Source organism: Nocardiopsis sp. KDC1DS13DA1, from assembly GCF_055632325.1.
This window is the reverse complement of sequence record NZ_JBVMUY010000005.1, coordinates 220,711-233,482: the sequence shown is the minus strand read 5'-3', so window position 1 is coordinate 233,482 and position 12,772 is coordinate 220,711. Positions and strand designations below refer to the sequence as shown.

Here is a 12,772-nt window from a genome sequence, read left to right as displayed (position 1 = left end):
TCGCTGCGCCGCCGACACATGGCACTGATCGCGATCGGCGGTTCCGTGGGCGCGGGACTGTTCATCGGGTCGGGGGCGGTCATCCACACCGCCGGTCCGGCCGCGATCTTCTCCTACGCTCTGGCCGGGGCGCTGGTCTTCCTCACCCTGAGGGCGCTGGGCGAGATGGTGGTGTCCGTCCCCGCGGGCGGATCCTTCTCCGACTACGCCCGGTTGGCCTTCGGTCCGCGCGCCGGGTTCACCATCGGCTGGATCTACTGGTGGCTGTACGCGGTGCTGGTGGCCGCCGAGTCGGTGGCCGGGGCCTCGATCCTGGGCCAGTGGGTGGATCTGCCCCAGTGGATCCTGGCCCTGCTGGTGCTGTTGTCGATGACGGCGGCCAACCTGATCTCGGTGCGGGTGTTCGCCGAGACCGAGTCGTTCTTCTCGTTGGTCAAGGTCGGCACGATCGTGGCCTTCCTGCTCATCGGCGGGCTGTGGGCGCTGGGGCTGTGGAGCGGTGCGCAGGGGTCGCACGTGGCCAACCTGTGGGAGCACGGCGGGTTCGCCCCCAACGGGTGGGTGGCGGTGCTGGCCGCGACCGTGGTGGTGCTCTTCGCCTTCGGTGGCGTGGAGATCATCACCATCGCCGCCGGCGAGAGCGACGAGCCCGAGCGCGGGGTGGCCTCGGCCATCACCAACGTGCTCTGGCGCATCGGGCTGTTCTACCTGGCCTCCATCCTGGTGGTGGTGATGGTGGTGCCCTGGAACACCACCGACCTGGAGCGCAGCCCCTTCGTGGTGGTGATGGAGACCGTCGGGGTGCCCGGTGCGGCGCTGATCATGGAGATCGTGGTGCTGGTGGCGGTGCTGAGCGTGCTCAACGCCGCGATGTACACCACCTCGCGGATGCTGTTCGCGCTCGCGCGGCAGGGTGACGCCCCCCGGGTGCTGGGTCGGACCACCAGGCGCGGTGTTCCCGCGCGCGCGATCCTGTTGGGCACCGTGGTGGGGTACGTGGCCGTGGTGGCCGAGTTCCTGCTGCCGGGCCGGGTGTTCGGGTTCCTGGTCGCCTCGATCGGCGCGATCCTGCTGGTGTTGTTCGTGACCATCTGCGCCTCGCAGCTGGTCGTGGGGTCCCGGGTGCGGCGGCGCGCTCCTGAGCGTCTGACGCTGCGCATGTGGGGGTTCCCGTACCTGACGTGGGTGGTTCTGGCCGGGCTGGTCGCGATCGGGGTGGCGATGGCGGCCCTGCCGGACCAGCGTCAGGCTCTGTTGGCCAGTTTGGGTTCGGTGGCGGTGGCCGTGGTGGCCTTCGAGATCCGCAAGCGCTGGGGGGCGACCCCGGTCAGTGAGACGGTGCTCGGTGTGGAGGGCCGTACCAGCGCCGAGGAGTTGACGCGGGTGGCCGGATCCTCCCGCGTCGCGGAGCGGGCCGCGGTGTCCGAGGCCGCCGAGGAGGATCGGCGTGAGGTCGATCCCGCCTGATCCGCCTGCTGTGTGATGTCGGTCTGTGGCGCCGCTCCCCTGCCGGGGCGGCGCCACCGGCGTGTCAGGGGGTGTCGAACAGCGGGAGCAGGTCGTTCCGGTCGAAGAGGCGGGCCGTCTGGCGGGCGGTGGGTGTGCCGGCGTCCGGGTCGGCGCCGCGGTCGGCCAGGAGGCGCACCACGTCGCTCTCGCCCCTGAACACGGCTCCGGCCAGGGGTGACTGGCCGCGGTCGTTGAGCCGGTCGGGGTCGGCGCCGCGGTCCAGCAGGAGGGCGACGGTGTCGGCGTGGCCGTGGTAGGCGGCCAGCATGATCAGGGTGTCGCCCTTGTCGTTGGTGAGGTTGACCGGGACCCCGGCGTCCAGGAAGGTGGCCAGTTCGCCGGTGTCGCCGCGGCGGGCGTGGTCGAACACGCGCGTGGCCAGCGCGACGACCTCGGGGTCGGGCGGGTGGTGGTGGTCGTGGCTCATGGTTGTCCAGCGTAATCGTGGCTGGTCGCGGGGCCGGGCAGGAGCGCACGGTGTCGGAGGAACGACAACGGGTGCATTTTTGTGCTGTTGGTGGGTTTTGTCGCTAGGGTGCTCCCACACCCCCGAAGAGGAGCATCCCCGTGCGACATCTTGTCGGCTTCCTGTCTGGTCTGATCCTGGGGCCGGTGCTGGTCCTGTCCTGCGGGTGGGTCTGGTCCCACCTGCGCGGACTGCACTCCTCCGGTCTGGACGTCCTGTCGGGCTCGGGCCCGGTGGCGTTGGCGGTCCTGGTGGCCGTGGGCCTGGTGATGGCGATGGTCGCCGTGCCGCCGCGGTTGACACCCCTGCTGCCGTTCGGTGCGGCGTTGGTGCTGGGCGGGCTCAGCGCGGTGGCGCTGGTGCGCCCGGCGTGGTTGGACCGGCTGCCGGACCTGCCCGGAGCGGCGGGCGCGCTGGTGCTGCTGCCCCTGGGCGCGTTCGTGCCGCTGGTGATCGTGCTGACCGCGCCGGTGCTGGTGGGCGGCCGGTGGCGGCGTGTGGACGAGGACGGTGAGCCCGTCACGCCCGACCAGTACTTCGACGGCCTCTACGACGACGAGGACGAGGACGACGCGCCCCGGCGTGCCGCCGCGGCGCGCGGTCGGGCCGACACGCGTGTGTCCCCCTCCCCCGGCGGGCGGCACTCGGCCGACGGCCGGGGCGCCTAGCCCGGCCGGTCGCCGGATCCCCGCCGCGGCGCGGCCGGGGGTCCGGCGCTTCGTCGTGTGAGCGGGATGTCCGGGGGCGGCGCGGGTCCGGTCAGCGCCAGCTCGGTCCCCACGAGGAGCTGCGTGAGACTCCCGGCGGGAGCGGGGGCAGCATCGACGCGCCGGGGGCCGGGTCCGGCCCGGGCGCGGCCGTCTCCTCCTCGGGGGCGTCCTCGGCCATGTCGGGGGTGATGATCGGGATCAGCGTGGTCTGGGCGCCGGCGCTCTCGGGCTGGTCCTCGACCGGTTCGGGTTCGGCCTCGGCGGTCGGGACGGGTTCGGGCGCCGGTTGGGCCGGTGTCGGTTCGGGGGTGGTGATCTGGGCGGGTGGCACGAAGCCGCCGAGGTGCTCGGACCCGAACTCGTCCTCGTCGGTGGTGAGCACCACGGGTTCGGGGATGGGCGGGTGGTCCTCGGAGTGGCTGGGCAGGGCGGGTTCGGCCGGGGCGATGCGTTGCCACCAGGCCTGTGCCTCCTGGGCGCTGAGTTCGGACTCCACCTCCACCCAGCCGTGGACGTGGGGGTGGCGGCGGCCGGCGTTCCAGGAGCGCGGGTAGGGCTGTTCGTCCAGGATCAGGACGCGTTCGCCCTCCAGGGTGGGGATCTCGGCGGGCATGCCCTCGTTCCACACCCAGGTGCCGTCGTGGGCGACCAGGTTCCACCAGCCGCGGACGGTCTGTGCCCGGGGGTCGACCTGTCCGCCGCGGTAGGGGGCGACCCAGCGCGGGTCGGGGCGTTCCCCGGCCAGGCCCTGGCCGTCGGGTCCGATGAGGGCGTCGGCGAGCAGGGTGTGGAGTTGGAAGTTGTCGCCGATGCCGTCGAACAGGACGCGGAAACCGCGCCCGGAGTGGCGGTCCATGATCAGGGCTGAGGTGGCCTCGGCCATGCGCAGGAGGGCGTGGATGTCCTCGAACTCGATCAGGTGGGCGCTGAGCTGGTTGGCGATGGCGACGAGTTCGGCGTGCAGGGCGTGGTCGCCGCGGACGTGGGCGCGCACGCTGGTGTGGCCGAGCATGGTGCGGGCGGCCAGGCCGTGGCGGCGGATGGTCCACCAGCACATGGTGGCGCCGGGGGCGTCGGTGTCCAGGTCGGCGGCCACACGGGTCTCGTCGGCCGCGGTGACGGCTTCGGGGTCGGGGGGTGTGCCGCCGCCGGTGCGTTCCCAGGCGCGGGTGAAGACGATGGCTCCGCGGCCCATGGCGCGCGTGCGGTGCAGGATCTCGGCGCCGGCGGGGCCGGGGTCGGTGCCCATCTCGACGAGGGCTCCGGCGATCACGGCCAGGTCGGCGACGATGCCGGGGGCGCAGTGGCCCGCGGAGAGCAGGGGGGTGAGCGCCTCCAGGGCGAGTTCGCGTTCGGCGGCGGGGACCTGGGAGGCCAGCACGTACACCTTGTGGACGGCCGGAGGGAAGTGTTGGGGATCGGCGGCCACGGACGCGTCGAGCAGTTCCTGGAATGCGGCGCGAAACTCATCGACCATGAGACCGTCCCCTTTCTCACGCAACCAACCTAATGTCTGGTCAGTGCTGGATCGAACGTCAACGGGTGCTTTCGGGTGGTATTTAAAGGTTTGTTGACGATTTGAGATGTGGTGACACCGGAGGGTGTCCGTTTCGTGACGAGGCTGGTCACAGCCCCAGGCGGGTCACGGCGTTGTCCTCCAGCGGGTTGGCCGTGCGGATGTAGTCGTGCACGGTGCGCGGGTTGGTCCAGCGGCCCTGGCGCATGATCTCGCGGTCGGTGGCCCCGCCGAGCGCGGCCTGGGTGGCGAAGCCGGCGCGCAGGGAGTGTCCGCCGAAGTCGTCGGGGTTGAGCCCGGCCCGCTGGGCGTAGCGTTTGACCAGGTCGCCCACGGCGCGCCCGGACATGGGCCGCTCCCCCACCCGTCCGTGGCGGGTGACGGCGGGCAGCAGGGGGTGTCCGGCGCCCTCGGCCAGGGGGTTGTGGGTCAGTGCGTGGCAGCGGTGGGCGGTGGGTGCCACGGGGGTGCGGACCGACTCCAGGTGGGCGCGCACGGCCCGGTCGCCGCCCTGGCGGTGGGCGTCGAGCAGGTCGCACCAGTCGGCGAAGGCGCACACCGGGCAGGTGGTGCGGTGGCGTCCGCGCGGCAGGGCCACGGTCTGGCCGCGGCGGCCCTCCTGGTCGGTCTTGGTGGCGGCCAGGGTGACGACCAGGGCGCTGGCGCCGCTGGCGGCGTCGGTGCGCACGTCCACGTCGTCCAGGGTCAGGGCGGCCAGCTCGGTGCGGCGCAGCGCTCCGGCGAACCCGGTGAGCAGCAGCACGGCGTCGCGCCTGCGGGCGACACCGCCGGGATGGCCGTCGTCGGGGCGTACGGCCAGCAGGGCGTCGAGGGTGGACAGGACGATGGGGTCCTTGCGCCGGGGGCGGGCCCGGCGGGTGCGGCGGATGCCGCGCAGGGTCATGCGTACGACGTCGGCGCGGGTGGGCGAGTCCAGGCCGTGGGCGCCGTGGACGGCGGCGATGGCGGCGGCGCGCCGTTCCAGGGTGGAGGGGGCCAGTGCCCAGGCGGTGCCGTCGGGGGTGCGGGCCTGGGCGCAGGCGGCCAGGTAGACGGCCACGTCGACGGGGTCGGCGGGCAGGGACTGGCGTTCCTCGGCCAGGCACCAGGCGGTGAAGCCGGTCCAGTCGGCGCGGTAGGCGCGCAGGGTGTTGGGTGACTGGGCGCTGGCCAGGTAGCGGCCCAGGGCGTGGGCCTGTTCGGCGTCGAAGCGGGTGCGTACGCGTTCCAGGGCGCGGGTGTCGACCAGGACGCCGTGGGTGCGTTGGAGGCGGTCGCGTACGGGCGCGGGCAGGGCGCCGGGGTCGTGGGAGGGGTCGGGTGTGCTCACGGTGTTCCATGATGGCCCACGGGAGGGCGTGGGCGCGGTAGCCGGCGTGGTGGGTCGGGTGGTGCTCAGCCGCCGAGGTGGGTGGCCAGGGCCTGCCACAGGTCGGCGGGGGGCATGATGGTCAGGAGGGGGACGGCGGAGACGACCAGGGCGGTGGTGAAGCCGATCGCGGCGATCCTGCGGCGCAGGATCAGCGCGGTGACGGCGGAGGCGGCGGGTACGGCCAGTGCCGTGACCAGGACCCACACCAGGCCGTTGCCGACGTCGGTGACCAGGTCGGCGGGTGCTTGGCCGGTGGTCGGGTCGGGGGCGAGCAGGGCGGCCTCCTGGGCGTCCATGACGACCAGGACGAGGTTGAGCAGCGCCAGCGGGGTGCCCAGGAGCCAGACCAGGGTCAGCGCGACCCACAGCGCGGTGATGCGGCGGTCGGGTGGGTCGTCGATGGTCACCGGGGTGCGGCTGACGGTGCGTTTGGTCGGGGTGGCGTCCTGGCCGGTGGTGGTTTCCGGTGCGGTGCGGTGGGGTTTGCGGCGTTTGCGCTTCTTGGGTGACACGGGTGGGTCCTCGGCCGGTGGTGCTCGTCGTCCCTGGGGGGCGGTCGGGGAAGTCTAGGTCCTGTCGGGCGCGGTGGTCACCTCGGAGCGCGGCGGGGCACCCGAACACGGTCCGGAGCGCAGGACCACAGTCACCGCGGTCTACCCGCCCCACCCGGACAGGTGGATGACGGCGACGAACACGATCGGCCAGGCGAGCAGGGCCAGTGACCACAGGGCGGCGCGGCGGTCGCCGGCGACGGTGGCCACGGCGGCGGCGAGGAAGGGCAGGCCCACGGCGGCGCCGAAGGCGAGGGTGAACCATTCGGCGGCCGAGCCGTCGTGGGCGGAGGCGCGCACACCCATGAGGTATCCGGCGGGGCCGAGTGCCAGGGCGGCCAGGGCCAGGACGGCCAGGACGACGCGGATGCCGGTGGGGTGGCGGGTGTTGCGGCCACCGGTGGGAGCGGAAGGTCGGTCAGACACGGGGGCCGTGGTGCCTTTCGAAAGCGTGTGGCGGGCCAGGGCGATGATGAGGGGCATACCGGGTCGACGGACACCCGGGTGTGCGGTGCCGGGGACCGGTGTGCTGTGTAAAACGTACTCCACGTACGGGGTGTCCGGAACCGTGCAGGGGGGGTCGCGGGGAGGGTCAGGGCCAGGTGCGCGAGCCCTCGGTCAGGCGGGTGAACCCGGCCAGCAGGCGCAGTTCGTCGATGGTGCGCGGTGTGGTGGTGAGCAGGTCGGGTGAGTGGACCACGGCGGCCAGCAGCTGGGCGCGGGACAGGGCCACGTTGAGGCGGTTGCGGTCCAGGACGAAGGCGGGGCCGCGGGTGGTGTCGGCGGCGTTGGAGGTGGTCATGGAGCAGATGACGGCGGCGGCCTCCTGGCCCTGGAACCGGTCGACGGTGCCCACGCGGATGCCGTCCAGGGCGGGGGTGGTGCGGGCGGCGTCGGCCAGGGCGCGGCGCAGGGCGCGCACCTGGAGGTTGTAGGGGGCCACGACGAGGATGTCGGCGCCGGTCAGGGGGCGGGGGTCCCGGCCCGGCCCGGGGGTGAGGCGGTGGCCGACCAGGGTGGTGGCGATGGCGACCACGGCCTCGACCTCCTCCGGGCTGTGGGTGGTGCGGCCGGTGTGGGTGACCGGGTGGGTGTACACACCGGGTTCGGGGCCGGTGAGGGCGCGGTGGGTGGTGGCGGGGTGGGCGTGCAGGCGGCCCTGGTAGGACAGCTCGGAGACGGTCCGGCACACGGCGGGGTGCATGCGGCGGGTCTGGTCGAGGAAGTAGCCGCGTTTGGGGTCGATGATGGGGTCGGTTCCCATGAGGTGTTGCAGGGCGGAGGCGTCGGCGCCCTCGCCGTGGGTGCCCTGGACGACCTGGGGCAGTTGCTGGGGGTCGCCGAGCAGGACGAGGTTGTGGGCGGCGGCGGAGACGGCCAGGGTGTCGGCCAGGGCGAACTGTCCGGCCTCGTCGATGATGAGGACGTCCAGGGGGTCGGCGACCATGGCGGCGTTGGTCATGGCCCAGGCGGTGCCGCCGATGAGGACGGGGCGGCCCTCGCCGGTGCGCTGGGTGCGCCAGCGGGCCAGGGCCTGGGGGCTGGTGGGCTGTTCCCAGGGCAGGTCGGTCTCGGCGGTGTCCTTGCCGCGGCCCTTGGCGCGTTTGGCGGCGGGCAGGTCGACCCCGGCCTCACCGGCGGCGGCCAGGGCCGCGCTCATGACGTTCTCGACGGCCTTGTGGCTGGTGGAGCACACGCCGATGGTGCGGCCCTGGCGGGCCAGGTGGGTGATGAGTTGGGCGGCCAGGTAGGTCTTCCCGGCACCGGGCGGGCCCTGGACGGCCAGGTAGGAGTGGTCGAGGGTGTCGGCGGCGGCGATCGTGGCGGCGATCGTGTCACCGCCGGTGGCGGCGGGGTCGGGCAGGGGGCCGCCGTGGGTGAGGCGGGGCGGGCGGCGGCGCAGGACGTCCAGGCCGGGGTGGCGGGGCCAGTCGGGCAGGTCCTCCACGGCGGTGCGGGCGATGAGTTCGAGGGCGCCGTCCTTGGGTTGGGGGTTGACGGGGGCGCCGGGCAGGACGGCCACGGGCGGCCGCGCGTAGGTGGCGTCGGGGTCGCAGGTCTCGGTGAGGGTGAGACGGTCGGGTTCGGCGTGGGTGACGGTGGCCGTGGTGGTGGTCGCGGCCTGACCGGGGGCGCCCGGATAGAGCAGGTGGGCGTCCTGTCCGGTGGTGAAGGGGTGGGGGTGGGCGGTGTCCAGCCGCAGGGTGAGTTCGCGGCGGGACTTGCGCTGGCGGCCGGTGGGTTCGGCCCACTCCCCTGCCCGTACGCGCCAGGGCACGACGCAGTCGGTGTCGGTCTCCAGGTCGGTCAGGGGTGCGTTGGTGCGGCGGTAGTGCTCGCGCCAGGGCGGGAGGGCCTCGCGCTGGTAGTAGCCGACCAGGGCGGCCAGGGTGGCGCGGGCGTGGTGGTGGTCGTCGCGGTCGTGGGGGGCGGCGGGGACCTCGTCGAGCAGGGGTGCGGTCAGCGCGGCCTGGCGGGCCTGCTTCTCGGCGCGTTTGCGGGCGCGTTCGGCGTCGGTGTCGGACAGTTCGGTCTGGACCAGGGGGCGGTCGGTGATGCCGTGGGCGGCGCGGTGCTCTTCGAGCCAGTCGCGTAGGCGGGCGGTGGAGTGGCAGTCGTCGCGGTTGTAGGCGGCGATGGAAGCCAGGATCCGGTCGGCCTGGTCGGTGCGTCCGGCCTCGCGGGCGGCCAGGTGGGCGGCGTAGGCGTCGATGCTGGAGGTGGCGGTGGTGACGCCGCCGGTGCGTGCGGCGGGCAGGTAGAGGGGTTCGAGGTACTTGATGGAGTAGGAGCGCTGGGACACGCGCAGGCTCTTGCGGACCACGGTGTACAGGTCGACCAGGCGGCCCTCGCGCAGCAGGCGGTTGACCTCCTCCTCGCGGGTGGCGTACTCGCTGGACAGGTGTTTGAGCCGGTCGACCTCGTAGGAGGCGTAGTGGTAGACGTGCGCTGCGTCGTCGGCGTCGACGCGGGCGGTGGCGAAGTCGACGAAGTCCTCCAGGGCCTTCTTCTCCTGGGCGCGGTCGTGGGCCCAGAAGGCGTGGAAGGTCTCGGTGCCCCCGTCCTCGGTCGTGGCGCCGAAGAGGTATTCCAGGCCGCGGCCGTCGTCGCTGGAGTGGTAGGGGTAGCCCTCCATGTCGAAGAAGACGTCGCCGGGGCTGGGGGCGGGCAGGCTGGCCAGGCCGTCGGGGGCGAAGACCTCGGCGGTGACGGTGCCCTGGGGGTTGTGGCGGGTGCGGGTGGTGTCCTGGGTGACCTGCAGGGCGGCCTGGGCGCGCAGGTGGTCGAAGGTGCGGCGGGGCAGGGTCTGGGGGCGTTGGTCGTCGTCGGCGCCGGCCAGGGCGTCGATGGTGGTGATGCCGGCGTCGGTGAGCTTGGTGGCCTGGTCGGTGCGCATTCCGGCGACGAGGGTGAGGTGGCGGGCGGCGGTGCGGCCGGCGGAGCACCAGGTCTGGTAGCCGCACCCGTCGCAGCCGGGGCGGGGTTCGCCCCAGGTGGGGGTGGGCAGGGCGGGGGTTGTGGTGAGGCGGTCCAGGAGGCGGGCGGTGGTGGTGGCCAGGATGGGGGTGAAGTCGGCGGTGGCCAGGGTGTGGGTGGTGCCGTCGCCGGTGAGCAGGTGCATGTGTTGGGGGGCGGTCCCGGTGGCGGTGGCGACGGCGTGGGCGTAGGCGGCGAGCTGGAGGACGGCGCCGGGGCCGGGGCGGCGGGCGAGTTTGGTGTCCCAGGGTTCGTAGGCGGGGGTGGTGGGGGCGGGGGTGCGGGGCCCGCCGGTGGTGGGGTCCAGGTCGGAGCGGATGAGGAAGTCGGCGCGGCCGTGGAAGGCGACCGGATGGGGGGTGGTGGTGAGGGTGTGGTGGAAGCAGGCCTGGTAGATGACGGGGACGCCCTCGGCCATGGCCTGGTGGGTGTCGTGGGCGGCGCGGGCCAGGGAGGCGTCGTCGGGTTCGGGGGCCTGGATGTGGGTGACGTGGCCGAACAGGGCGGTGAGGCGGTCGAGTTCGGCCTGTTCGTGGTCGTGGCCGTGGCGGGCGACGAGGGGGTCGACGTCCTGGGGGGCGGGTGCGCCGGGCAGGCGTGCGGCCAGGGCGGTCTTCAGGGCGCTGCGGTGGTCGCACTCCAGGGTGTCGACGAGGTCGGTGGGTGAGACGACCCAGCCGGTGGTGGTGCGGAACAACGCGGTGCTCCCTGAGGGTGGTGGTCGTGTCGTTGGGTGGGATTGTGCCACGCGGTGGTGACGTGTGCACGGGGATCTCGGGGTGCACGTGCGCGAGCGCCCCTCCCCCGGGTGGGGAGGGGCGCTCGGGCAGGGTCGGGAGGGGTGGTCAGGCCACGACCTCCCAGCTGACGTTGGCCACGCCGGCGCTGGTGCTGGAGATCTGCTCGAAGGCCGCGGTGGACAGGTCCAGGCAGCGCCCGTCGATGTAGGGGCCGCGGTCGTTGATGCGCACGGTGACCGAGGAGCCGTTGGCGGTGTTGGTGACCCGGACCATGGTGTTGAAGGGCAGGGACTTGTGCGCGGCGGTCATGGCGCTGGGGTCGAAGGTCTCCCCGTTGGCGGTGCCGCTTCCGGCGAGTTCGACGCCGTAGAAGGAGGCCTGGCAGCTGCCGCCCTCGCCGGTGGGCTGGGCGTCGCCGGAGCCGTCGGAGGAGTCCTCCTCGGGTTCGGTGGTCTCCTCGGGCTCCTCGACGATGTCGGAGCCGGTGGCGGTGGCGGACTGCCGTGCCCCGGAGGCGGCCTGTGCGGCGCGGTCGGCGGCCGAGGGGTCGGCTGGGGGGGTGGAGTCGTCGGCCACGAGCGGGTCGGGGTCGGCGTTGGGGATCCCGGCGGCGTTGGTGGCCACGGTGGTGTCATCGCCGCCGGTGACCACGACCGCGGCGGTGGCGGTGCCCGCCACGGCCACCGCCAGGACGCAGGAGGCCCCGATGATCAGGGTGCGTCTTTTGCGGCTGCGCGCTGCGGCGACCCGGGGGCCCACGGTGGTGGGGGTGTCCTGGGGTGCTGCGGGAGTGTTCTGGGGCTGGTTTTGGCCCACGGTGCTGTCCTTTGAACGTCGCGGGTGGGAAGTGGCGGCCGCCTCCAGGCGCGTGTTGCGGGCCCCGTCGGGCGAGGGTGCGTCGGATGTGTGGCGCCCCGGTGCGGGGGGTGGGGCGCGCACGGGCGGAGCCGTGACCGCCGGCGGATGGCATCGCACGGGGTCTGGGCGCTGAGCCTAGGGGTAACGCGGGGGTCACGGTACCGGAAAGTGGTGGTTTGTGGAACTTATCACCCGTTGACCTGGGGTTTTGGTGTTCTGTGATCGGTCGGTGAACACCGGCCCCTCCGGGTGGGCGTGCGCGCGGAACCCGGCCGCGCGCACGCCCGGGGCACGGGCGCCGGGCGCGGGGGGTCAGCGGGGTCCGCGCGAGGGTTGGGGTAGGTCGGGGCGGCGCGGGGGGATCCCGTCGGGGAAGAGCGCGGTGGCCGGGTGGGGCAGGTCCTGGCCGTCGAGTTCGGCGACGGCGCGGGCCAGGGTGGGATTGTCCAGGTGGCCGCCCACGACGCGGATCATGTGGGCCAGGGTGGGCAGGGTGGGGGCGCCCAGGGCGGTGACGGCGTAGCGGGCGGCCACGGCGGGGGTGCGTGAGGCTCCGGCCCAGCAGTGCAGCAGGACGCGTTTGCCCTCGGAGCGCAGGGCGGCCACGGCCGCGGCCGCCTCGTCCAGCGTGTGGTGCAGGTTCGCGTTGGCGCCGGGCCGGTCGTGCAGCCAGACCCGGACCCAGTCGTGGGAGGGCAGGTGGGGCGCGTCGTCGGGGTGGGTGGCGCACAGGGAGACCACGGCGTCGGTGCTGTGGGGATGGTCGCGCAGGTGGTCGAGGTTGGCCAGGATCACGCCGGGGTCGAGGGGGTGGGCTGCGGCGAAGGGGCGCAGGCGCTGGTGGGGCCGTGTGCGTACCGCGGTCTCGGGCCACAGGTGGGGGTGGGTGCCGCGGGCGGTGCGCAGGGCGTCGACGACCAGGGTGTGCGGGTCCAGGGTGTCGGCCAGGCGGCGCCAGGCGTGGAGGGGGACGGCGGAGGCGCCCCAGAGCGCTCCGGCCAGGGCTCCGGTGTACATGGCGGCCAGGTCGCCGCGGGCGGTGTGGGCGGACCAGACGGCGTCGACCAGGTGGGTGCAGGCGAAGGTGCCCGCGGCGGGGGCGTGGTGGGGGTGGGGGGTGCGGGTCAGGGCGCGCCACGAGGTGCCCGGGGGGTTGTCGGCGGGGGTGTGTTCCAGGTCGGGGGCGTGGGCGGGGGTGGTGCCGGTGCGCGCGGTGGTGCGCAGGGTGTGGGCCCAGGCGCGGTCGGTGGGGTCGGGTGGCGGGTCGGGGAGCCGGTCGGAGGCGGCCAGGTCGGTCAGGGCGGTGCGTACCAGGTGGGCCAGGTGGGTGGTGGCGGGGGTCGTGCCGAAGTCGCTCAGGGCGGGTGGTGCTCCCACCAGCGCGGCGGCGGTGGCGGCGCCCAGGAGGGCGCCCACGGCCCTGTCGCAGAGGGGGTCGTGGATGTCCAGGGGTGTGGTGGCGGTCATGGTCCTGCCTCACGGGTGGGGGTGGGGACGTCACCACTGGTGTTCCCCTCCCGCGCGTGGGGCGTGCACGGTTTGCCGGTTGCGGCCAGTTGTGTGTACGGGACGG

At 73.9% G+C, this 12,772-nt stretch carries 10 protein-coding genes; 2 read left to right on the top strand and 8 right to left on the bottom strand.

Features of this window, described 5'->3' with window-relative positions; all coding sequences use genetic code 11:
• Positions 1-18 precede the first annotated feature (18 nt).
• Positions 19-1,467 (top strand): amino acid permease, encoded by a 1,449-nt coding sequence (locus tag ACTVAJ_RS04810; RefSeq protein WP_470386819.1) that lies wholly within the window; start codon positions 19-21, stop codon positions 1,465-1,467.
• Positions 1,468-1,531: 64 nt separating this feature from the next.
• On the opposite strand, the gene ACTVAJ_RS04805 is transcribed toward ACTVAJ_RS04810, so the two are convergent.
• Positions 1,532-1,936 (bottom strand): ankyrin repeat domain-containing protein, encoded by a 405-nt coding sequence (locus ACTVAJ_RS04805; protein WP_470386818.1) that lies wholly within the window; start codon positions 1,934-1,936, stop codon positions 1,532-1,534.
• 140 nt (positions 1,937-2,076) lie between these two features.
• Here ACTVAJ_RS04805 and ACTVAJ_RS04800 point away from each other — a divergent pair, with 140 nt between their 5' ends.
• Positions 2,077-2,643, top strand: a complete 567-nt coding sequence (locus ACTVAJ_RS04800) for a hypothetical protein (RefSeq protein ID WP_470386817.1) — start codon at positions 2,077-2,079, stop codon at positions 2,641-2,643.
• Positions 2,644-2,734: 91 nt separating this feature from the next.
• Here the strand turns inward: ACTVAJ_RS04800 and ACTVAJ_RS04795 are convergent, their stop codons facing one another.
• The 7 genes from ACTVAJ_RS04795 to ACTVAJ_RS04765 all read right to left on the bottom strand — a co-directional run bounded on the left by ACTVAJ_RS04795 (position 2,735) and on the right by ACTVAJ_RS04765 (position 12,666).
• Positions 2,735-4,162 (bottom strand): hypothetical protein, encoded by a 1,428-nt coding sequence (locus ACTVAJ_RS04795; RefSeq protein ID WP_470386816.1) that lies wholly within the window; start codon positions 4,160-4,162, stop codon positions 2,735-2,737.
• 148 nt (positions 4,163-4,310) lie between these two features.
• Positions 4,311-5,531, bottom strand: coding sequence for a site-specific integrase (locus tag ACTVAJ_RS04790; RefSeq protein WP_470386815.1), 1,221 nt, complete (start codon positions 5,529-5,531; stop codon positions 4,311-4,313).
• 65 nt (positions 5,532-5,596) lie between these two features.
• Complete coding sequence (locus tag ACTVAJ_RS04785; protein ID WP_470386814.1) at positions 5,597-6,085, bottom strand: hypothetical protein; 489 nt, start codon at positions 6,083-6,085, stop codon at positions 5,597-5,599.
• Between the two features lie 141 nt (positions 6,086-6,226).
• Positions 6,227-6,550 carry a hypothetical protein gene (locus tag ACTVAJ_RS04780; protein ID WP_470386813.1) on the bottom strand — a complete coding sequence of 108 codons (324 nt, stop codon included), beginning with the start codon at positions 6,548-6,550 and terminating at the stop codon, positions 6,227-6,229.
• Between the two features lie 166 nt (positions 6,551-6,716).
• A complete protein-coding gene (locus ACTVAJ_RS04775; protein WP_470386812.1) occupies positions 6,717-10,298 on the bottom strand; it encodes a TM0106 family RecB-like putative nuclease in 3,582 nt (1,193 codons plus the stop codon).
• Positions 10,299-10,446: 148 nt separating this feature from the next.
• Positions 10,447-11,157, bottom strand: coding sequence for a septal ring lytic transglycosylase RlpA family protein (locus ACTVAJ_RS04770; RefSeq protein ID WP_470386811.1), 711 nt, complete (start codon positions 11,155-11,157; stop codon positions 10,447-10,449).
• A 354-nt stretch (positions 11,158-11,511) separates the two neighbouring features.
• On the bottom strand, positions 11,512-12,666 hold the full coding sequence (locus tag ACTVAJ_RS04765; protein WP_470386810.1) for a dual specificity protein phosphatase family protein: 1,155 nt from the start codon (positions 12,664-12,666) through the stop codon (positions 11,512-11,514).
• Positions 12,667-12,772: the final 106 nt, after the last annotated feature.